Below are 21903 nucleotides of genomic sequence, written 5' to 3' on the forward strand. Positions count from 1 at the left end.
GGCCCGCCCTGTGTGTGGCCGCTACGCGCTGGCCGAGACCAGGGCCTCGCTGCCTACGCCGCGCACAGGCGGGTGGTGGAACGTGTCACCGAAGACGCGTTCGCTGGCGCCGACCCTGTCGAGGTATGGCGTGATGCCACCCATCTGGAACGGCCAGCCTGCACCGAGGATCATGCAGAGGTCGATGTCTTCGGCCGCGTGAACAACCTCGTCGTCGAGCATCCGCTTGATTTCGTCTGCCAGGCCATCTTCGACTCGACGAAGGATCTCGTCGCCCGTCATCGCCGTCGTGCCGCCTGACACGATCTTCACGGCGCCCTTGTCGAAGCCCTTGACCTTGCCCTTCGAGTCGCGCTCGAGGATGCGGCCGTACTCTGCGAGCTTGTGCAGGTTCTCGCTCTCAAAGAAACGATCGGGGAATGCCGCGTGGTGCGTGTCGAGCACGTGAGCCCCGACCTTGAGGCCGACGAGCTCGAGCAGCTCGAACGGGGTCATCGGCAGGCCGAACGAGTCGAGCGCGTGGTTGACCACATCGAACGGGGTGCCAGTGTCGACTGCGTTCATCGCTTCGCCGAGCAGTTTCGCCAGGATGCGGTTGACCACGAAACCAGGGGTGTCCTTGGTGATCACGGCAGTCTTGCGCAGCTTACCCGCGACGACCATTGCCGTTGACAGGCTCTGCTCGTTCGTCTGCGGGGCGTTCACGACCTCGATCAGCGGCATCACTGCAACCGGGTTGAAGAAGTGGAAGCCGACCAGGCGCTCTGGATGCTGAAGTTCTGCGCCGATCTGTTCGACGGAGAGCGACGACGTGTTCGTTGCCAGGATGGCGTCCGGAGCGATGTACTGCTCGATTTCGGCGAAGACTGCCTGCTTTACGCCGAGTTCTTCGAAGACAGCCTCGATGACCCAATCGCAATCAGCGAAGTCCGCCTTGTTGGTGGTGCCGGTCACAAGGGCCTGCAGGCGGTTGGCCTCATCCTTTGTGATGCGTCCCTTGCCTTCGAGGGCGGCGATCTCATCGTGGATGTACGCGACACCCTTGTCGACACGGGCCTGGTCGAGGTCGGTGATGACGACGGGAACCCGCAGGCGACGAACGAACAACAGGGCGAACTGGCTGGCCATCAGCCCTGCGCCGATGACGCCAACCTGGGTGATCGGCTTGGCGAGGGACTTGTCCGGAGCGCCAGCAGGCCGCTTGGCGCGCTTCTGCACCAGGTTGAATGCGTAGATGCTCGCTTGCAACTGGTCACCGGTCACGAGTGTGGCAAGTGCGTCGTCTTCTCGCTCGAAGCCCTCGGCCTTGGTGCCGCCCTTGGCTGCCTTCAGCAGGTCAAGTGCCATGTATGGCGACTTCGCGACTGTGCCGATGCGGCTCTCGAGCATCTTGCGGGCGATGCCGACCGCGGCATCCCACTTGACGAGGCGTTCAACCTTGCCCGGGGTGTTGGGCCTGGACACCTTGGTGGTGCCGGCGATAACGCCGTCGGCCCAGGCGATCGACTTCTCCAGGAACATCGATGACGGGAACATCACATCCGCGATACCGAGCCCAAGAGCATCTTTGCCCTTGAGCGTGCGGTTGTTCTTGAGCGGGTTCTCGATGACGACCTTGAGGGCGTTCTCGATGCCGATGAGATTCGGCAGCAGGTACGCACCGCCCCAGCCGGGAATCAGGCCGAGGAACACCTCGGGCAGTGCGATCGCGGGAACCGATTCGTCGACGGTGCGGTAATCGGCGTTCAGACCGATTTCCAGGCCGCCACCGAGTGCCAGCCCATTGATGAACACAAACGACGGCACACCCAGCTCTGACTGCTTGCCGAGGGCGTAGTGGCCGAGCTGTGCCAGCTGCTTGCCGACGGCGAACGACGGAATCTCGGCGACCTTGCTCAGGTCTGCACCGGCGGCCAGGATGAACGGCTTACCCGTAACGGCGACACCGTGGACCTCTCCGCGAGCTGCACGCTCCTTCAGAGCATCCATTGCCGCTGCGAACTCGAGCAGGGTTACCGGGCCGAGGGTGTTCGGCCTGGTGTGATCGCGTCCGTTGTCGAGGGTGACAAGTGCAAGGGTGCGGCCACCAGAGATCGGAACGTCACGCACATATGAGTGGGTGACGACCTCGTCGTCAGACAGCGCGACGAGCGGGCCGAAGTCGATTGTTGAGTAGTCGGTCATCGCTATTTTGCCTTCCGATTGAAGTGCGGGTTCTCCCAAATAACTGTGCCGCCCTGGCCGAGACCGACGCACATCGCAGTCAGTCCGTAACGGACCTCAGGGTGCTCGCGGAACTGCGCGGCGAGCTGGTTCATCAGACGCACGCCTGAGGACGCCAGCGGGTGGCCGATGGCGATTGCGCCGCCCCACTCGTTGACCCTGGGGTCGTCGTCGTCGATACCGAAGTGGTCAAGGAACGAAATGACCTGCACGGCGAACGCCTCGTTCAGTTCGAACAGGCCGATGTCAGTGATGGAGAGGCCTGCCTTACGCAGCGCCTTCTCCGTCGACGGGACGGGACCGAGGCCCATGACCTCCGGCTCGACGCCGGCGAAGGCGAAGCTCACCATCGTCATCTTGACGGAGAGGCCGAGCTCCGTGGCTGTGTCGCCACTGGCGAGCAGGCAGGCCGTCGCACCGTCGTTCAGACCCGATGCGTTACCGGCAGTGATTCGGCCGTGGGGACGGAACGGAGTCTTCAGCGCGGACAAGCCCTCCATTGTCGTCTCGGGACGGGGCGCCTCGTCACGTGTGGCCAGGCCCCAGCCTGACTCGCTGCGGATGGCGACTGGCACCAGATCGGGCTGGATCTTGCCCGCCTCGTATGCAGCGGCAACCTTCTGCTGGCTGCGCAGTGCATAGCGGTCTGACCGCTCTTTCGTGTACGAGGGGAAACGGTCGTGGATGCGCTCCGCTGTCGCCCCCATCGCGAGTGCGTCTTCGCTGACGAGTCGCTCAGAGAGGAACCGGGGGTTGGGGTCGACGCCGGCACCCATGGGGTGTCGTCCCATGTGCTCGACGCCACCGGCTATGGCCAGGTCGTACGCGCCGAAACCGATAGCTGAGCCCATGGTGGTGACGGATGTCATCGCGCCGGCGCACATACGATCGATGGCGAATCCGGGCACTGACTTCGGCAGCCCGGCCAGGATCGCGGCCGTGCGGCCGAGCGTCAGGCCTTGGTCACCGGTCTGGGTCGTTGCAGCGATTGCGACGTCATCGATGCGATCGCCTGGCACGCCAGGGTTTCGCTCCATCAGGCCGATGATCGCCTTCACCACCAGGTCGTCTGCCCGGGTGTTCCAATACATGCCTTTTTCGCCGGCGCGCCCAAACGGGGTACGAACGCCATCGACGAAGACGACTTCTGCTCTCTCGGCCACTTTGCCTCCATTGTTGGATCAGATCAAAAACGATCCTACGGGGGGCAAAATTACAGACAGAATCCTTTGACTGTTTCTACGAATCCGATTCCGGTGCCGCGTCGATCGTTTGGTGGGCTTCCACAAAGGCATCGGTGATTAACTGTGCAGTTGCTTCAATCTGCCACGGCCTGGCGCCGAGCGTGCGGAGTGCGTCCGACACAGATTCAACCGTGACAGGCTCCGGCGGAGTCCAGGCCAAACGACGCAAATACTCAGGCGTGAGCAGATTTTCGATGGGGATCTCGAGCTCTTCGCCTCGGACGACCAGGGCCGCACGAGCAGCCTTGTATCGCACGTCTGCCTCAGGGTTGCGGTCGGCCCACGAGCGCGGCGGGGGCAACGTATCACCGTTGGTCTTGAACGATGGAAGGTCTTCGGTGGTAAGACCTGCCTGCACGGCGGTCCACCAGCGATCGAGCTCGCTTCGGCTTGCGCGTCCGCTGAACTCACGCAGTTCGGCCAGCGCATGCTTGGATGCCGGCGCGACCCGGGCTGCGGCGACAAGGGAGGCATCAGGTACGAGCCTGCCCGGCGAGACGTCGAGCTGCTGCGCGAGCTCATCCCGTGCCTGCCAGAGTTCACGCGCAATCGCGAGGTTGCGCTGGCCGCGCACCGAGTGCACACCAGACAACTTTCGCCACGGGTCTGGCCGCTGCGCCTTTGTTTCCTTAGCGAGGGTTGCAGCGAATTCTTGATCTGCGATTTCAGTCTTGCCTGCCTCGGCGAGCATCTCGACCATACGATCGTGCAGATCCGGAAGGAACTCGACGTCGAGCGCCGCGTAGACGAGCCACGACTCTGGCAGCGGCCTGGTCGACCAGTTGGCTGCCGAATGCTCCTTGGCGAGATGCGTGCCGAGCAGCTCCTCGACGACAGTGCCGAGGCCGACTCGGGGAATGCCGAGCAGCCGGGCAGCGAGCTCGGTGTCAAAAATGGTAGCCGGGTCGATGCCGACCTCGCGCAGGCAGGCGAGATCCTGGCTTGCCGCGTGCAGAATCCATACTTCATCGGAGAACGCGTCGTTCAGCTCGGAGAAGCTGCCGATGGCCGGCGGGTCGAACAGGAACGTGCCTGCGCCGCGTCTGAACACCTGGATCAGGTATGCACGTTGCGAATACGTGAATCCGGATGCGCGTTCAGCGTCTATACCGATGGGCCCTGTTCCCTGCGCCAACGTCTCAATCGCTGCAAGGTAGTCATCCCGAGTATCGATGACCTGATGATCAGCCACGTGCGGCCCTCCTGGCAGCCAGCGAACTCACGCCTTCGCCTGCCGGGGGCAACCCGGCCAGCATGCACAGGAGCTCACCCCAGCCTTCCAAATGTGATGCCAGGTTACGACCCAGCGGCGTCCAAGACGCCCGAAGTTCAATTTGCGCGCCGTCGCCCTGCTGTGCGAGTTCACCAAAACCTGAGGAAATGATCTTGGTGGCAGTGCCTGATGCGGCCTCGTAGTGGGCACCGTGGGCTTTGAGTGCATCGACGAGCCAGGACCACGCGACTTCAGCGACGAACGGATCGAGTCCGATGTCGGTTTCGAGCGGGGCTTGAGCGAAGCAGACGACACGGAACGCGCCACCCCACTCTTCGGGCTCTTCCGGGTCGTAGAGCAGAACGAAGCGACCGGTACCGAGGTCGGAGTCGCTGCCATGCCTGGCTGGCTTGACATCGGCGGCGAAGGCGATTGCGTACGGCGCGAGGCCGGATGGGGCAGTCATTTCGTGAACAACAAGGTCGTCGCGGGTAGCACTTGCGCGAATTGACTCGCAGGCTGCGGTGAAGACCGCTGGTGGCGGTTGCTGATCTTGTGTTTCGGGCACTTCTGCAGACTAGAGTTTTTTCCAGGTGCTGTCGCTCCGGCACGCCGAACTTCTGGAGGTGTGCCTGGTGCGCAAACGTGGTCGAGATCGTCAATCACTCTCGGTCGCTGAGCTCTCGGGGTTAGCAATCGGGACTGCAGCAATTTTTGCTGCCGCTGCCTTGTCGACGCTCGCGGCCGTCATGGCCCGAAAGGTGGTGACGCCACCGACTCGCAACGAAGAGGACGTGCGGATCCTCGGTGTCGACGATCACGCGCACACCGTGACTCTCAATTCGACGGGTCAAACGATTCTGCCTGGCCGATATGGGCTGTGGTTCAACAAGGACACCGGTCACGCGAGGATTGGAGAAATCCTCTCGTCGACGCCGACAACGGTGACCCGCACCCTGATCGATGTCGATTTCGGCGACATCCACTCGGCGAAACGCGGAAGAACCGGCGCCTGGTTCTATTTGGGACCCTGGGATCTCGAGCTGCCGTTCGAGAACGTCGAAATTCCCACGTCGCTCGGAAACGCCCCGGCCTGGCTGATTCCTTCAGCACACTCAGCTCAGTCAGGTCGGTGGGTGATCCAGGTGCACGGCAGGGGAGTGCGCAGGCAGGAAGCGCTGCGGGCACTGCCGGTATTCCACGAGGCTGGCTTCACCGCGTTGCTTGTGTCGTATCGGAACGATGGTGACGCACCCCAGAGCAACGACAAGCGCTACGGTCTGGGCGACACCGAGTGGCAGGACGTCGATGCCGCGCTCGAGTACGCGGCGGCCCACGGAGCTACAAGCGTGGTGCTGATGGGGTGGTCGATGGGCGGTGCCATCGTGCTGCAGGCGGCAACCAGGTCGACGCACCGCGAGCTGATCAACGGGATCGTGCTGGACTCTCCGGTCGTCAATTGGAATGACGTTCTGGCCTACCAGGGCAAGCTACTGCGGCTGCCGGCTCCTGTCGCAGTGGGAGCGGTACATGTGCTCAGTCAGCGCTGGGGCGGACTGTTCACCGGTCAGGAAGCGCCGATCGATTTTCATCGGCTCGACTTCGTGGCCAGGGCAGGCGAACTCGCCCTGCCGATGCTCGTGATGCACAGCGATGATGACGGTTACGTGCCATCAACGGCATCCAGGCAGCTCGCCGAGCTTCGGCCAGACATCGTCACATTCGTGCCGTTCACCGTGGCTACCCACACGCGACTGTGGAACTACGACCGTGACAAGTGGAATGCGGCGATCGCCGAGTGGTTGGCCGTCGTCACTCGTTAGCAACACGGTTACCGCTTACGAAGCGGTGCGCTCCCGAAGCTGGCGCTTAGTGCGGGCAAGCATGGCTGTCATACCTCTGATTCGCAGGGGAGAGACAGCCTGTGTCAGTCCGATCGTCAGTGGGTAGTCATCCGGAACGTCGAGCACGGCGTCGACGCTCAGGCCATCAAGGCCCTGCGCCAGGATTGACGCAAAGCCGCGCGTGGTCGGCGACTCCCTGGGGGCTGTCGCGTAGAGATGAACCGCACCTGCCTCGTCGACCTCCACAAAGATGTAGACCGGTGACTGGCACTCCACCACGCGCTCAAACAGATCGGGATGATCCTGGTAGCGCTCAGGCAGCCCGGGGAGTTCGCCCGAGAACTCGAGCAGGAGCTGCAGGCGGTCCGATTGCTCAAGGGAGAGGAAATCCTCTCGGATCTCAGTCAGCTTGGCGGGAAGTTCTGTTGAAGTCATCTCGACTAGTGTCCCACGCCGTTCTAGCGCGGAGCTGGGGCTTCACCGGGTTCGTTGCCGACCGCGATCGGTACTCGCACTGAGCTGCCCCATTCTGTCCAGGAGCCGTCGTAGTTACGCACGCCATCAAAGCCGAGCAGGTGGGTGAGTACAAACCAGGTGTGGCTTGAACGCTCACCGATCCGGCAGTATGTGATCACATTGTCGCCCGGGGCCAGCCCGGCCTCGCCTCGGTAGATCGCCTCGAGCTCCTCGCGGGACCTGAAGGTCGCATCCGGTGCCGCAGCGCGTGCCCACGGCACTGAAGCTGCTGACGGAATGTGGCCGCCGCGCAGAGCACCCTCCTCGGGGTAAGCCGGCATCGTGGTCCGTTCGCCCGAATACTCCTCGGGCGAACGCACGTCGATCAGCGGGTTGCCGAAGTGTGCGAGCACGTCCTCACGGAATGCGCGAATCGGTGCGTCGTTGCGTGGCACAACCGGGTAGTCGGCCTGATCAACGGGAGTGGCTGCAGTGGTCAGTTCCCGGCCTTCGGCGATCCACTTGTCGCGCCCGCCGTCGAGCAGACGAACGTCTTCGTGGCCGAAGAGAGTGAAGACCCAGAGGGCGTAAGCGGCCCACCAATTGTTCTTGTCGCCGTAAATCACCACTGTCGAGTCACGCGCGATCCCCTTGGATCCGAGGACCCTGGCGAACTCGTCCGAACCGATGAAATCGCGCTCGACCGGATCGTTGAGGTCGGTGTGCCAATCGATCTTGACGGCTCCAGGGATGTGGCCTGTCTCGTAGAGGATGACGTCTTCGTCTGACTCGACGACGACCAGACCGTGGGTGCCGAGATGTTCCTGCAGCCAGTCGGTCGAGACTAGACGCTCCGGGTGGGCATACGCGGCGAATTTCGGTGCCGGGTCGAGTTCGACTGACATGGTGAACCTCCAGAGGGCGCCGGCCGGCGCAAGAAATCGGGGTGAGTGCGGATTAGGCTTGTGACCTGCCCGCGTATCGAATCTACGCAATCCGGGCGAGCACCGCTTACATGCGGTAACCCTTTGAAACACGTGAAGCCCAGACTTCAGTGTTGCCTGACCGAGAGATACGGGAAATCGGATATGACGCACGGCGCCACTCAGCGGGCCGATCGGTTGATCGATCGCACACCGAACATCACCGGTGCAGAGATCGTTGCCGATCTGGTTCCACCGCCCCAGTTCGAGAGCGCTTCATTCGAGTCGTATCGACCTGACGCCGACTTTCCGTCGCAGGCCGCGGCAGTATCGCGACTGGGTGAGTTCGCTGGAGTCTGGCGTGCGCAGCAACGGCCGGGAGGATTCTTCTCTCGCAACCGCAAGGTGAAGGCTGAACTGCCCGGTATCTATCTCGACGGTGGCTTCGGTGTCGGTAAGACCCACCTGCTTGCCTCGCTTTGGCACGCGGCGCCAGGGCCGAAGTACTTCGGCACATTCATCGAATACACCGCTCTTGTCGGTGCCCTCGGCTTCGCAGACACCGTCGCTCAGTTGAAGGGCGCCAAGCTGATCTGCATCGACGAATTCGAACTCGACGACCCAGGCGACACGATGATGATGACCCGGCTGCTCGGCGAACTCATCGCAACGGGAACCCGGGTCGCGGCGACATCCAACACGCCACCGAACTCTCTGGGTGAGGGCAGGTTCGCTGCCTCCGACTTCATGCGCGAGATCCAGGCCATGTCGTCGAACTTCGAGACGCTGCGAATCGATGGCCTCGACTATCGCCGCCGCGACACCGAGGGGCGCGCAACGACAGTGGAGCCGGAAGGACTCGATCACATGGTCGATTCACTGATCCAGCGTGGTTCGAGCGTGACTGAAGATGACTTCGGTGCGCTGATGCGCCACCTGGCGACCGTGCATCCGTCGAAATACATCAAGCTGATCCGCAACGTCGATGTCATCGGCATCAGGGATGCCTTCTTGCTCACCAATCAGACCGATGCGTTGCGGCTTGTCGCATTCATCGACCGCGTCTACGACGCCGAGATCCCGATCATCTCAAGCGGCCTGGCGCTGAATGACGTCTTCGACGCCGACATGATGAATGGCGGCTACCGCAAGAAGTATCAGCGGTCGCAGTCTCGGATGGTCGCGCTGACCACGGGGGAGCTACCTCCGCACAGCGCTTAATGCGCCACGGCGGTTAGCGCCCCACAACGGTTTCATGGGGTTCCGAAACATCCTTTTAACATCATCGGCCTGTCCGTAACCGGCTCGAAACATCCCGGGGTACCTGTCGAAATGTCGAGGATCGAGTATGGGCATACCCGAGATGGACGTGCTCCTCGTGAACACAGCCTCACTCGCGGTAAACCTGAAACTCGAGAGGTGTGAGGACAACCTATGGACACGGGCAGCATTGCTTGGGGAATAACAGCCACCGCATTGGTTCTGTTTATGACCCCCGGCGTCGCATTCTTCTACGGCGGTTTGGTCAAGGCCAAGAGCGTCGTCAGCATGATGATGATGAGCTTCGGCGCACTGGGATTGATCAGCGTGTTGTGGATTCTCTACGGCTTCAACATGAGCGCAGTCGACGGCCCGACGCAGTTTGCGGGCAACCCATTCTCCGACTTCGGTCTCGGCGCACTGGCAACGGGCGATTCGGCCAACACCGACCTGCTGGGCGCCACATACGGTGCTACCTTCGCGATCATCACCGTCGCGCTGATCTCGGGAGCGATCGCTGATCGCGCCAAGTTCGGCTCATGGATGATCTTCGCCGGTATCTGGGCGACGCTCGTCTACTTCCCGGTTGCGGCCTGGGTCTGGGGCGGCGGCTGGATCATGAGCCTCGGTGACACTCTCGGCCTCCCCGCTGTGATCGACTACGCAGGTGGTACCGCAGTCCACATCAACGCCGGTGCCGCAGCGCTTGCGCTGGCCATCGTCCTCGGCAAGCGTGTCGGCTTCCAGAAGGGCATCACCAAGCCGCACAACGTTCCTCTGGTGCTCATCGGAGCCGCAGTGCTGTGGTTCGGCTGGTTCGGCTTCAATGCCGGTGCTGAATGGCTGAACGGGCTCGAGAACGTCGGCATCATCGTCATCAACACCCTCGGTGCAACGGCCGCGGCAATCATCGGCTGGATCATCGTCGAGAAGGTCAAGGACGGCAAGGCGACTGCTGCTGGAGCGGCATCCGGTGCAGTTACCGGTCTGGTCGCCATCACCCCGGCGTGTGCAAACCTCGAACCAGGCTGGGCACTGCTCCTCGGTGTACTCGCCGGTGCAGTTTGTGCCATGGCGATCGAACTGAAGTTCAAGCTCGGCTTCGATGACTCGCTCGACGTCGTCGGCATCCACCTCGTCGGTGGCCTCATCGGAACGCTGTACCTCGGCTTCTTCGCCATCGACACCGGCCTGTTCACCGGTGGCGACTTCGGTCAGCTCACCGTCCAGGCGATCGCAGCATTCTCCGTGATGATCTACTCCTTCGTCATCGCGCTGGTGCTCGGCTTCGCCATCGAGAAGACCATCGGATTCCGCATCAAGCACGAAGACGAGCTCGCAGGTGTCGACACCTTCGTCCACGGCGAAGAGGGCTACGCACTCGAAACGGTCTAGTCAATAATCACGGCAGACGCCTTCGGGCGGTGGGCGGTGAGGCAAGCGGATGTGTCACACACATCACGCATCCTCACCGCCCTTTGTCTGCACCTGGCTTCTTCTTATTGACAAAGAGCGTATCGGCCTCCTCGAGAGACATACCGTTCGTTTCCGGCACCACTCGGAACACGAAGATGAACGATAGCGCGGCGAATACGGCATACATGCCGTACGTGAAGACCAGGGAGAAGGCCGCGAGCGGTGGGAACGACACGGTGATGAGGAAGTTCGCAATCCACTGAGCGGATGCTGCCAGGCCGAGCGCACGTGCCCTGATCGAATTCGGGAAGATCTCGCCGAGCAGCACCCAGACTACGGGTCCCCACGAGGCTCCGAACGAGATGACAAACAGGTTCGCGGCGATGAGGGCGATCGGGCCCCAGATTCCGGTGAGCGAGGGAGCGCCGTCCACTGTGACGGCCTGCGAGAACGCAATCGCCATAACCGCGAGCGTCACGGCCATTCCGGCGGAGCCGAACAACAGGATGGGGCGACGACCGACCCTGTCAACCAGAGCGATGGCGACGAGGGTGACCAGGATGTTGGTCACCGCCGTATAGACCGAAATCGTGAACGAATTGCTCTCGTCGAATCCGACAGACTGCCACAGGGTTGTCGAGTAATAGAAGATGACGTTGATGCCGACGAACTGTTGGAACATCGAGAGCGCGATGCCCACCCAGACAATGGGCTTCAGCCCGAATGCCGGTCCGCGCAGGCTGCCTGGTTTGAGGGCGCGCTGGTCGATCTTGATGCTTTCCTGTATATCCCGCAGTGATCGATCAAGCTCATCGGCGGGGACGATGGTCGCCAGGATGTCTCTGGCTCGATCGTCTTTACCCTTCTGGATGAGGTAACGGGGCGACTCGGGCAGGAGTAGCGCGATCGCTCCATAGACGACGGCCGGAACGGCTGCGGCCAGGAACATCCAACGCCACGCTTCGAGACCGAGCCACAGTTCGTTCGAAGCCCCACCCGCCGCTCCAGCGAAGAGCGCATCGGAGAGCAGCGCAGCGAAGATTCCGACGGTGATGGCGAGCTGCTGCAGAGAACCCAGCCGGCCGCGCATCTTTCGTGGGGAGATCTCAGCGATATAGGCGGGCGCGATCACCGACGCGATGCCAATGCCGAGGCCGCCGATGACACGCCAGAAAATCAGGTCCCAGACCGAGAACGCCAGTCCAGTGCCAAAGCTGCTGACCAGGAAGAGGACTGCCCCGACGACCATTGTCGGGATCCGCCCCCACCGGTCCGAAATGCGCCCCCCGAGGTATGCGCCGATTGCGCAACCGATGAGTGCGCTGGCAACCGCAAACCCGGTGAGACCTTCCGAGAGGTCGAACTCACCTGAGAGGGCGTCGACGGCCCCGTTGACGACTGATGAATCGAATCCGAAGAGGAAGCCGCCGACGGCTCCCGCGACGGCAAGCGCGATGACTCGCGCGGTATGCGAGTTGTTCGCTGATGTGGCCACGTTCCGACGCTACATCGACAAGCCCGCCGAGGGGATAGGCAGTTTCGGTCGGTTTCGCCTCAGGTGGTGCGCAACAGCATCCGCTTGCGTGTTAGACCCCGACTCCCTCTTCCACGGGGGTGGAGGGAGCGGTGCCCTTCTTCTTTTTCGAGACGAAGAGCGTTTCGGCCTGTTCAAGTGACATGCCGTTGGTTTCTGGTACGAGACGGAACACGAAGATGAAGGAGAGCGCTGCGAACACGGCGTACATGCCATAGGTGAGCACCAAGGAGAGTTCGGCCAGAGGTGGGAACGAGACGGTGATCAAGAAGTTTGCAATCCACTGAGCGGATGCCGCCAGGCCGAGCGCGCGCGCCCTGATCGCGTTCGGGAAAATTTCGCCGAGAAGCACCCAGACGACAGGGCCCCATGAGGCGCCGAACGAGATGACGAACAGGTTCGCGGCGATGAGCGCAATCGGTCCCCATGCCCCCGTGAGGGAGGGCTCACCATCGACCGTGACGGCCTGTGAGAAGGCGATTGCCATCACGGCGAGGGATACGGCCATGCCGGCGGAACCGAACAGCAGGATGGGACGGCGACCGACCCTGTCGACGAGCGCGATAGCGACGAGTGTCACCGCAATGTTGGTGACCGACGTAACGACAGAGATCGTGAAGGAGTTACTTTCGTCGAAACCGACTGACTTCCACAGCGTTGTCGAGTAGTAGAAGATGACGTTGATGCCCACGAACTGCTGGAACATCGACAGGGCGATGCCGATCCACACGATGGGCTTCAGGCCGAATGCACGGCCGCGCAGGCTACCGCTTGTCTTGGCGAGCTTGTCAGCAGCGATGCTGTCCTGAATGTCACGCGTCTGGCGTTCAAGCTCGTCGGCGGGGACGATCGTCGCCATGATGGCGCGCGCCTTCTCTTCCTTGCCGTTCTGCATCAGGTAGCGAGGAGACTCGGGCAGTAGCAGTGCGATCACGCCGTACACGATTGCGGGAACTGCACTGGCGAGGAACATCCATCGCCATGCCTCAAGGCCGAGCCAGAGTACGTTCGCGGCGCCATCCGCTGCGTTGGCGAAAATCGAATCAGACAGTAACGCGGCGAAGATGCCGATCGTGATCGCGAGTTGCTGGAGTGATCCGAGGCGTCCGCGCATCTTGCGGGGTGAAATCTCGGCGATGTATGCGGGAGCGATCACCGATGCGATCCCGATTCCCAGGCCGCCGACGATGCGCCAGATGATGAGATCCCACACCGAGAAGGCAAGTCCGGTGCCGAACGCGCTCAGCAAGAAGAGTGCAGCGCCGACGAGCATCGTGGGGATGCGACCCCACCTGTCAGCGAGACGCCCTGCGGCATAGGCGCCGATGGCGCAGCCGATGAGGGCGCTGGCGACGGCGAAGCCGGTGAGCGCTTGGGAGAGCTCAAACTGGCCTTGGAGCGCATCGACAGCTCCGTTCACAACCGAAGAGTCAAAGCCGAACAAGAAGCCACCTACGGCGCCTGCGACTGCCAATGTAATGACTCGGGCGGTCTGGGAAGTGCGGGCTGAAGATTTCACCCTACGACGTTACATTGCAAAAGAAGCTGTCTTGACCGCCTGGCCCATGCTTGGGGGGTTGAGGGGGAGTTGGCAGCTTCTTTCTTGACGTGTTCTAGCCCGCAAAGTGGGGTCAACGCATGCTGCGGTTTCGCAGAGTTCCCCTCCCGAGCGCTGCTAGCGTGTGGATTCGTAGCGACTCGCTACAGGTTGTTACGAACTGAAAAAGGTTACTGGATGCACCGCCGCACTACGCCTGCCCTCCGCCCCCGCCCGCGTTCAATCCGGGGCTCCCGTTCCACGTTTGGCGGCGCTGGGGTGGTGGCGCTGCTCGCCCTGCCTCTGGTTGCCGTGGCTCTTCCGTCGCCGAGTGCGCAGGCAGCCCCGTCAGCCCTTCCCGCCACCGCGACGACTACTGCCGTCGTGGGGCGCGTCGCTGTGCATGGCCAGACCGGCAACGGATATTCGTTGCAGGGCGGTACCGTTGACCCGCAGACCAACCGCCTGTACCTGGCGGATTCCACTGCAGACAATGACCCGAGCCTCGCGATTGTCGAGCTGGACACGAACTCGGTGCGCAGTGTTGTGCTCGGCGGCCCGGCTGGCGCCACCGCGATGGACGCCGCAGTATCGTCCGTTGACGGGTCTGTCTATGTCGTGCAGACAGCTCCAACAGCCAGCGCATCGGTGGTCTCGATCGTTGACCCAGACGCCGACTACACCGCATCGACTCCACCGACGGTGTCCGTCGGTTTCAACGCTCAGAAGATCGACGTTGGCGCCGATGGCCGTGCATACGTCACGAGCCTCGACGACGGAACCGTGTCTGTGCTGTTGCCGGTGGGAGGGCCGACGAAACTGGCGGTCGTGCAGACGCTCACTGGGCTCGCGACGGCGGAGGCGACGACGGCGCTGGATGCGACACGAGGCGTGCTTTACATCGCAAGCGAGCGAACGAGCACGATCACATCTATCGATGTGTCGGCGAGTCCGGCCGCGGTGAACGGCACGTTTGCCGTCGATGATGCGCCAACTGGAATCTCGGTGGACGCGGCAACGGGAGATGTGGTCATCGTTACCCCTGATTCGAATTCCGTCTCCTGGTTCACTCCGACAGTCGGCGGGAGCATCGCGGCCCCGAACCGTACAGAGGCACTGGCGACCGATGCCTCTGACACGTCCGGCGCGTTCGTTCTGCCCCTGTCGGCTAGCGTCCGAGCCGACGGTAGCACTCTCGTCGTTTCTCAGGTGAACGGCACAACGACCTCATTCGTCTCTGTGATACCGGCGGTGGTCGACGCACAGCACCCAGTGCGGATGGTCGCAGTGGGCGACCTGGCATTCTGGGGAATCGAAGATTCCCGCGCCGGTGGCACCCTCTACGTGCCGAACGCCGGGAACGGGAATGTGTCTGTGATCACTGACGTGACTCTTGCGTCGGTTCCAGCCCTCGTGTCGTATGGGGCCACGGCGTCACTCAACGCAACCCTCGCTCGCGCCGATGGCCAGCCGATCACGGCATCCGTTGCTTTCACGGATGCCGGTGGTGCGTCACTCGGTTCAGCGCCCGTTGACACCAATGGCCTCGCGTCTCTCGACCTCGGTGTGCGCGCCGTCGGTGACGTGCAGTTCACCGCGTCAGTTGCAGTGCCATCCACGCTCTCGCTGGCTGTGAGTGGCAGCGCGACGACTAGCAAGGCCCAGACCACGACAACCGTTGTGCTTGATCGAACCAGCGTATGGGAGGGTGCTGATGCCGTAGTCACCATCTCGGTGGTCGGTGCCCATGGCGCGAGTGGCACCGCGCCCACGGGTGCCGTCACTCTTCGTGACGGCACGGGCGCAGCTCTGGGTCGCGCGGTATTGGATGCAGGCAGTTCACGTGTGGTGCTCGCCGGCCTCTCAGTGGGCACAGCGAAGCTCACGGCGACCTACGACGGTGACGACTCGTACCTGGCATCTACATCCGCTGGTGTGGCGCTCACGGTCGCAGCGCGCACGCCCGATCTCGTCCTTGACAATTCCGAGTTGGTTGTGGGCGGCGAGGTCACGCTACAGCTGACCGGTTTTGCGCCGAACGAGAGTGTGGATCTTACGCTGCACTCCGACCCGATTCGGCTGGGCTCCGCGACGATGAACGCTACAGGAAGCGGTTCATTCACGTTCACGACGCCTGTTGTCGACCCAGGCAACCACACGATCATCGCTGTGGGTGCGGCGTCGGGCCGGACGGTTTCGTTCTCCGTCACGGTTGCGCAGGCACCGGTCGTGCTCCCGACCCCGTCCCCAGCACCCACCCAGAGTCCCGCACCCGCAGCATCAGCGCCAACTCCGGTTTCCAGCCAGAGCGGGGCATTGGCATCAACAGGAGTCGATCCGATCGGATCCGGCGCCGCAGCTGGCGGACTCGTGCTTCTTGTGCTTGGCCTGGTCATGATCGCGATTCGTCGCAATCGACGATCAGTGTTTCGGCAGGACTAGCCGTTCAACGAGTAGGCACAGGACGCACCGCGGGCGCCGCCATCGAACAGGGTTCGGGGCGGCGTTCCGCGTCTCTGTGCTCCCATACGACAGCGGATGTCATTGCCAGCCGCGATTGGGCACCGAAACGTCGTGCAACGTGGGGGAGTCTCAGTACAGTGAGTGGGACATCTGTCCCACAGCGAAGTGAGTATCGTGCCACATTCCCGCACAACAGTCCGACCGTCATCCGTTGTCGCGTTTCTGCCACTCATGGTGGCCAGCGCGGTTCACCTGGTCGCGATTCTGCTGTCTCTGGACGATGTCGTGGTCTGGACCAAGCCGTTGCTCATGCCTGCGTTGGCAATCGGGCTTGTCTGGGCAGCGCCGATTCGTCGCTCCCGCGTGATCGTGCTCGGGGTCGTTGCCCTGTTCTTCTCGTGGGCGGGAGACGTCACGCTCGTCTGGTTCGTTATCGGGCTGGCGTGCTTCCTCATCGCGCACATTGCCTATCTGGTGCTGTTCGTCACCCAACTGGCTGTGCGCCGGATGCAATGGTGGGCCATGGGCTACGCGGTCTGGCTCGTTGTACTGCTCGTGCTGCTGGTGCCGAACACCGGCGATTTGGCGATCCCGGTCGTTATCTACGGCACAGTACTGTGCGGGATGGCGGCAGTCGCGTCTCGCTGCAACCGCTGGATCGCGCTTGGCGGGGCGTTCTTCGTGGCCTCCGACTCGATCCTGGCCATCAACCTCTTCCTGGATCCGGGCATACCGGTGGTGCAATTCTTGATCATGGGCACATACATCGCTGCCCAGACGCTTATCGTGTGGGGAATCGTTCAGTACGAACGTCGAAGGGTTGTGGCGCCGGCTCCAGCGCTCGCTGATCCGGTACGCAACCCCGCGTAGACTTGACAGCCGCAAGCGACCGAGGCGCCACGATCTGGGGCCGTACGCGTTGAGGCGACCGCCGTTTGGCGTGCTCACCTGCCGGATCCGGCACGACGCGTTCCGTCACGCTTGCACGCACTCAAGGAGAACCACAGAAATGAAGTCGACCCGTATGGTCACAGTCGCAGCCATAGCCCTTGGCGCTGCAGTTGCATTCACCGGATGTACTGCCGACGCCGCATCCACAGATACCTCGACTGCCGTGAACGTGTGCAACGAGGTGCGCGACATCACCAACGGCGCCCTCAACACACTCGCGGGCGACATCACGACAGATCAGGCGGCAACCGCAGGCTACTTGGGCGAACTGGCTGCACGCGCAGACGCCCTTGTCGGATCCGTTGACGACTCGGCTGCAGACAAGGCGTTCACCGAGTTCTCTGCAGAACTCAGCGCGGCTGCCGACTACGTCGCGGCAGCTCCAGTGCCGGCTGCGGATGCGACTGAAGACGACGCCGAGGCAGACCCTCAGCTCACCGCCACCGTTGCTGCTGTGCAGGACGCGGCTGCTGAGGCCAAGGCGAACTGCAGCGCGCAGTAGCGCGAGCGCAATTCACGCCGACAATCGCCGGGCTGGCACGCAGAGTGACCAGCCCGGCGATCGTCGTTTGAGCAACCCGTACTGGTTCGGTTTGTCGGGCGCTGGCCAGGTTGAGATCCTGAGCGTGTTCGGAAAACAGGGCGAGCGTATGCACCTCAGCGCACGATCCACGTCGTCGACCCACGTCGTCGACGCAGCCCTGATCCAGTGCGTAGAAACAAAAAACCCCCGGGATAACCGGGGGTTTTGTTGTGGGCGATACCGGACTCGAACCGATGACCTCTTCGGTGTGAACGAAGCGCGCTACCAACTGCGCCAATCGCCCATGCAGTCGAACTATGTTCAACCGCGATTTACGATACTAGTCCACGGGCGGAACGCGGCGCACATCGGCAGGCGCGAAACGCCGCTCAGTTCTTCAATTTGGTTTCCACGCCCGCTTCGGTATAAAGTCTTCTACGTCGCAGAGATGCGGTAAACAAAAACAAAACAAAGTGCGGATGTGGCGCAGTGGTAGCGCATCACCTTGCCAAGGTGAGGGTCGCGAGTTCGAATCTCGTCATCCGCTCGAATGGAACAGAATCGCCTCGAAAGGGGCGGTTCTCTTCATTTGGTGCAGAACCCAAAATGGTGGATTGGCCGAGAGGCGAGGCAGCGGCCTGCAAAGCCGTATACACGGGTTCGAATCCCGTATCCACCTCAATTCTTGAGAACTAGTTCACAAGATATGGGCGATTGGCGCAGCGGTAGCGCGCTTCCCTGACACGGAAGAGGTCACTGGTTCGATCCCAGTATCGCCCACAGTAAAACCCCCGAGAAACCGGGGGTTTTGTTTGTTTAAGTTGGTCACGTGAATTGTGCATGCACGACCAGCTTGAACTCGAGAAATTCCTCCGAGAATTTTTCTGCGGATGTGGCGCAGTGGTAGCGCATAACCTTGCCAAGGTTAGGGTCGCGAGTTCGAATCTCGTCATCCGCTCAGATTCAAAAATTAGTTTCACGAAGAAGCCCGCCAGGGAGATCTGGCGGGCTTCTTCGTTTAATTCGCCTGGCGGTCTGGCAGCGTCTGGAGCAGATGCTGCTTGGCAGAGCCAACCTGCCTGGCCAGGTCCCACAGCGTCGATGACGCCGCGCCGGAAGTCTCTGGCGCGGTGCCCTGCTCGCTATTGCCCGTCAGGTCGTCCGGGTTCAGCGCCTGGATGATCTGGTCAAGATCATCGCGGGTCAGCTCTGTGCCGTCGGCCAGGGCTGTCAGGTCGCGCAACCCGGTGCGCAGCTTGTCGAGCTCGTCGAGCTGCCTGTCGTCGAGGCGATCGCGGTCAGGTACCAGCTCGTCCTGCATCCGTGTGGCGTCCCTGAGCAGGGCGATTTGCTCAGGTGGCAGTTGACCCGTGCCGTTCGAAGAGGCACGGAGCGCGGCTTCTGTTGCCTCTGTCGCCTTCTCGATACGTCGCCGTAGCGGCGCGGGTCGAAAGCCGGGGATCACTGTGAAACCCAGTACAACTCCTACCAACACCGCGCACACAGTGAGCCCCACATACTGCACCAGGAGGTTGACCGCGTTCAGATCGCGGGTCACGGAGTTGAAGCCGACGCTGACAATGACCATGAATGCGCCGCCCAGGGCCGGGCGGGTGACGATGTACCACAACCCCAGGCACAGGGCGACGACGGCTATGGCTGTGAGGTAGGTGGACGGCACTACCAGCAGGATCACCGCGACAGCAAGTGAGCCGGAGACCAGTCCGATAATCTTGTTTCTCGACTTAGTCGCGGTGTCACTCAAGCTGGTCTGGAGGATGCTGAACGTGGTCAGCAGCGTGGTGGAGACCAGCGGGTCACCCCGCTCCAGACCTGAGGTGATCAGCAGCATCAGTAGAACAGCGAGCGCGGTGCGGAGCGCGTGCCTGACCTGGATGGACTGCAGCCTGGCAGACGGGTGGAGCACCGCGTCCTGGAGTCGGTGGCGCCGGTGGCGATCAAGCTGAACTGGGGTGGTGTCGTGCTCCAGCATTGCTCGTTCGACGGCGTCCAGGGCGCGTGTTGTATCGGTGAACGGTGCCTCGGTGCTGGGGGCCGACGCAATCAACGAGGCACTGGCGGGCATGTCCCGCCTGGGCTTGGCCTTTAGCTCCTCGGCGAGCTCGTGAGCCCGCCCTCTCAGCTCGGCGGCGTCTGCGGTGCCGCCAGCGTTCGCCAACTCTGCGGTGTGCAGGGCCAGGCGATAGCGGGATGCCCCTTCGAGCGCGTCGGCGAGCCAGCGCTGCCGGCCGTCGCTGAGCCAGGTGCCGAACGCGGTGGCGGTCGCGGCGCTTGGATCGTCGGCGACGAGTATCTCGGCTATCTGCTCTCTTGTCGGCTTGGAGGGATCAGAGATTCCCATCAGGATGCGCAACAGGAGCGCTACGACGACGCCCGCAATGGCGGCTGCGAACACCTGCTGGTGGTCTGCGCCGCCCATAGGTGCGTAACCGTAGCCGAACATCGTGGTCATCCCCAGCCCCAGTCCGGCGTTACCGAAGCGTGAACCGAGCAGCGGAAGCAGCGCAGCCACGAAGGTGAGGATCACCACGAGCGCGATCGCCGCGGGGCGCGAGGCCTCGGCCACCAGGCGCGGGACTGCCGCTGCGAAGACCAGCAGCGGCCCCATCACCGCGGTGATGCGGAGGTCGGCTCTGAGCGGGCCGCCCATGAATGCCACCAGCGAGAACATGCCTGTCAGCCCGCCGATGATCCCGGCTGCGCCTGCCCCCCAGGCATCGGCGAGCAGTACGGAGGGGAGCACAACTATGATCATCAGCACCATCAGCATCGGGGTGCCTTTGGGACGCTTGGGATGCGTAGTGCGCTTAGGGCGCTCGGGGCGCTTGGGCGCTTCGGTGATACCAGAGCCGTCCACGTGTCCTCCTCGACGTTGGTGGCGCGTTTATGCCGATGGTAGGTCGGATAGCGCGGGATGGCCAGAGGTGGCGGCTGTGGGTCCGGCAGCGTGCCGGGGGTTCGTGTTTATGCTGTGCTGATCGCGGACAGCGCTCCGGCTCGTTCGTGCGTCTTCGCCCTGGCGTCCCGATAGAGCTCTTCATAGCGCTTGGTGATCGCTGTGCTGTCGTGGGTGAGGGAGTGTTCGTATGAGTGACGCCTCATGGCGGTGTATGCCTCGTCGGGGAGCGTCAGAATCGTCTCGATGGCGTGTGCGAGCTCAGCGGGGTTCCGTGGCGGCACAAGGATGCCGTTCAGTCCTCTGTCGATGAGATGTGGCAGTGCCATGGCATCCGCCAGTACCACGGGCACGCCACTGGCCATCGCCTCAAGGGTGGCGATGCTCTGCAGTTCGGCTGTCGACGGCATCGCGAAGAGCGACGCTTGCGTGTAGAGCTCGTCGATCTGGGCATCAGTCACTCGGCCGTGGAACTGCACTCGGTCGGCGATGCCCAGCGAATCGGCAAGTTTTTCAAGACGGCGCAATTCGGTGCCGCCGCCGACGATGTCGAGGTGGGCATCGAGGGCGACTGACACCTGCGCGAAAGCCTGCAAGAGCGTGTCCAGGCGCTTTTCGGCGTCAAGCCGGCCAACGTAGAGCACCCGGTTTCCCGGTGGCCTGGTGAAGTGAGGGGCGAATCGGCTGAGGTCAACACCGCACGAGAGGGGGATCACAGAGCCGACCGTCGTGTTCTTCGCGAGGTAGTTGGCAGCGATCGGGGTGGGGCTGGTGACGATGTCTGCCTCGCCAAGCACAGAGGATGCCAGATTCCAGCCAAACCGCGTCAGTGGTGGGTGGAGTTGGCGGGGGAGTCCGCTGTACTCGATGATGTTATCCGGCATGACGTGGTTGGTTGCGACCAACGGAATATGCCTGGCCCGCGCCGCGATGCTGAGTGAGCGCCCGATATTGATGAACGACTGGATGTGAACGACATCCGGCTCGATTTCGTCGAGAACACTACACACGGCTTTGGCGATCTCCCATGGAGGGGGAAAGCGGATCCAGTCGTGCAGGAGCCAGCGGACGCTCCGTAGGCGGTGAACCGTGATCAGCTCGCCATCGAGCAGTTCGGTCGCGGTGCTACTCGAGAGATTCGTTGACGGCGCGACGACGTGCACCGAGTGCCCGCGGCGCGACAGCCGAACGGCGAGGTTGCGGGCAAAGCGCGCGGCACCGTTGATATCTGGTGCAAAAGTATCTGTTCCGATAAGAACGCGCATCGGACGCGTAGACGTGTCAGGCAACGGTGTGTATTCCAATCTCGTAGACGGCGACTCTGTGTCATCAGCGGGTGGGGATTGCCGTTGTCGGCTTGATGCTAGCGCACTCTCATTTCGAATAAATACACGCTGTC

General features: G+C 62.5%; 16 protein-coding genes and 5 tRNA genes. 10 read left to right on the top strand and 11 right to left on the bottom strand.

All coding sequences use genetic code 11. From position 1 onward, the window contains the following. Positions 1–21: 21 nt before the first annotated feature. The 4 genes from ACMT3I_RS04790 to ACMT3I_RS04805 all read right to left on the bottom strand — a co-directional run bounded on the left by ACMT3I_RS04790 (position 22) and on the right by ACMT3I_RS04805 (position 5248). Positions 22–2184 carry a 3-hydroxyacyl-CoA dehydrogenase NAD-binding domain-containing protein gene (locus ACMT3I_RS04790; RefSeq protein WP_414803289.1) on the bottom strand — a complete coding sequence of 721 codons (2163 nt, stop codon included), beginning with the start codon at positions 2182–2184 and terminating at the stop codon, positions 22–24. Positions 2185–2186: 2 nt separating this feature from the next. After that, entirely contained in the window at positions 2187–3386 is a 1200-nt protein-coding gene (locus ACMT3I_RS04795) for a thiolase family protein (RefSeq protein ID WP_414803290.1), read from the bottom strand. Positions 3387–3462: 76 nt separating this feature from the next. Continuing rightward, entirely contained in the window at positions 3463–4659 is a 1197-nt protein-coding gene (locus ACMT3I_RS04800) for a ribonuclease D (protein ID WP_414803291.1), read from the bottom strand. Further along, on the bottom strand, positions 4652–5248 hold the full coding sequence (locus ACMT3I_RS04805; RefSeq protein ID WP_414803292.1) for a DUF3000 domain-containing protein: 597 nt from the start codon (positions 5246–5248) through the stop codon (positions 4652–4654). Before ACMT3I_RS04805 ends, ACMT3I_RS04800 begins: the two co-directional genes overlap by 8 nt. A 25-nt stretch (positions 5249–5273) precedes the next feature. On the opposite strand from ACMT3I_RS04805, the gene ACMT3I_RS04810 reads away from it, so the two are divergent. Beyond that, entirely contained in the window at positions 5274–6503 is a 1230-nt protein-coding gene (locus ACMT3I_RS04810) for an alpha/beta hydrolase family protein (RefSeq protein ID WP_414803293.1), read from the top strand. A gap of 15 nt (positions 6504–6518) precedes the next feature. Here the strand turns inward: ACMT3I_RS04810 and ACMT3I_RS04815 are convergent, their stop codons facing one another. Beyond that, entirely contained in the window at positions 6519–6959 is a 441-nt protein-coding gene (locus ACMT3I_RS04815; RefSeq protein WP_414803294.1) for a SufE family protein, read from the bottom strand. Positions 6960–6982: 23 nt separating this feature from the next. After that, complete coding sequence (locus ACMT3I_RS04820; protein WP_414803295.1) at positions 6983–7885, bottom strand: sulfurtransferase; 903 nt, start codon at positions 7883–7885, stop codon at positions 6983–6985. Positions 7886–8068: 183 nt separating this feature from the next. Between ACMT3I_RS04820 and zapE the strand changes: the two genes are divergently transcribed. Beyond that, entirely contained in the window at positions 8069–9124 is a 1056-nt protein-coding gene (zapE, locus tag ACMT3I_RS04825; RefSeq protein WP_414803296.1) for a cell division protein ZapE, read from the top strand. Positions 9125–9337: 213 nt separating this feature from the next. After that, positions 9338–10558: an ammonium transporter gene (locus ACMT3I_RS04830; RefSeq protein WP_414803297.1), complete on the top strand. Its 1221-nt coding sequence runs from the start codon at positions 9338–9340 to the stop codon at positions 10556–10558. 73 nt (positions 10559–10631) lie between these two features. Here the strand turns inward: ACMT3I_RS04830 and ACMT3I_RS04835 are convergent, their stop codons facing one another. Both ACMT3I_RS04835 and ACMT3I_RS04840 read right to left on the bottom strand, forming a co-directional pair. Beyond that, positions 10632–12074 carry a sugar porter family MFS transporter gene (locus ACMT3I_RS04835; protein WP_414803298.1) on the bottom strand — a complete coding sequence of 481 codons (1443 nt, stop codon included), beginning with the start codon at positions 12072–12074 and terminating at the stop codon, positions 10632–10634. Positions 12075–12165: 91 nt separating this feature from the next. Next, the gene (locus ACMT3I_RS04840) at positions 12166–13632 is read right to left on the bottom strand and encodes a sugar porter family MFS transporter (protein WP_414803299.1); all 1467 of its coding nucleotides are present in this window, start codon (positions 13630–13632) and stop codon (positions 12166–12168) included. A 216-nt stretch (positions 13633–13848) separates the two neighbouring features. Between ACMT3I_RS04840 and ACMT3I_RS04845 the strand changes: the two genes are divergently transcribed. The 3 genes from ACMT3I_RS04845 to ACMT3I_RS04855 all read left to right on the top strand — a co-directional run bounded on the left by ACMT3I_RS04845 (position 13849) and on the right by ACMT3I_RS04855 (position 17566). Continuing rightward, entirely contained in the window at positions 13849–16092 is a 2244-nt protein-coding gene (locus ACMT3I_RS04845; protein WP_414803300.1) for an Ig-like domain repeat protein, read from the top strand. A 195-nt stretch (positions 16093–16287) separates the two neighbouring features. Then, positions 16288–16983: a lysoplasmalogenase gene (locus tag ACMT3I_RS04850; protein WP_414803301.1), complete on the top strand. Its 696-nt coding sequence runs from the start codon at positions 16288–16290 to the stop codon at positions 16981–16983. Between the two features lie 139 nt (positions 16984–17122). Then, positions 17123–17566: a hypothetical protein gene (locus tag ACMT3I_RS04855; RefSeq protein ID WP_414803302.1), complete on the top strand. Its 444-nt coding sequence runs from the start codon at positions 17123–17125 to the stop codon at positions 17564–17566. A gap of 252 nt (positions 17567–17818) precedes the next feature. On the opposite strand, the gene ACMT3I_RS04860 is transcribed toward ACMT3I_RS04855, so the two are convergent. Beyond that, positions 17819–17891, bottom strand: a tRNA-Val gene (locus ACMT3I_RS04860). Positions 17892–18062: 171 nt separating this feature from the next. On the opposite strand from ACMT3I_RS04860, the gene ACMT3I_RS04865 reads away from it, so the two are divergent. The 4 genes from ACMT3I_RS04865 (at position 18063) to ACMT3I_RS04880 (ending at position 18545) form a co-directional block, all read left to right on the top strand. After that, a tRNA-Gly gene (locus tag ACMT3I_RS04865) sits at positions 18063–18134 on the top strand. Between the two features lie 61 nt (positions 18135–18195). Further along, a tRNA-Cys gene (locus ACMT3I_RS04870) sits at positions 18196–18266 on the top strand. A 29-nt stretch (positions 18267–18295) separates the two neighbouring features. Beyond that, a tRNA-Val gene (locus ACMT3I_RS04875) sits at positions 18296–18367 on the top strand. A 106-nt stretch (positions 18368–18473) separates the two neighbouring features. Continuing rightward, positions 18474–18545, top strand: a tRNA-Gly gene (locus tag ACMT3I_RS04880). Between the two features lie 60 nt (positions 18546–18605). On the opposite strand, the gene ACMT3I_RS04885 is transcribed toward ACMT3I_RS04880, so the two are convergent. Together ACMT3I_RS04885 and ACMT3I_RS04890 are read right to left on the bottom strand one after the other, a co-directional pair. After that, the gene (locus ACMT3I_RS04885; RefSeq protein ID WP_414803303.1) at positions 18606–20465 is read right to left on the bottom strand and encodes an FUSC family protein; all 1860 of its coding nucleotides are present in this window, start codon (positions 20463–20465) and stop codon (positions 18606–18608) included. 107 nt (positions 20466–20572) lie between these two features. After that, on the bottom strand, positions 20573–21793 hold the full coding sequence (locus ACMT3I_RS04890) for a glycosyltransferase (RefSeq protein WP_414803304.1): 1221 nt from the start codon (positions 21791–21793) through the stop codon (positions 20573–20575). Positions 21794–21903: the final 110 nt, after the last annotated feature.

The organism is Leifsonia sp. A12D58, assembly GCF_047530025.1.
GTDB lineage: Bacteria > Actinomycetota > Actinomycetes > Actinomycetales > Microbacteriaceae > Cryobacterium.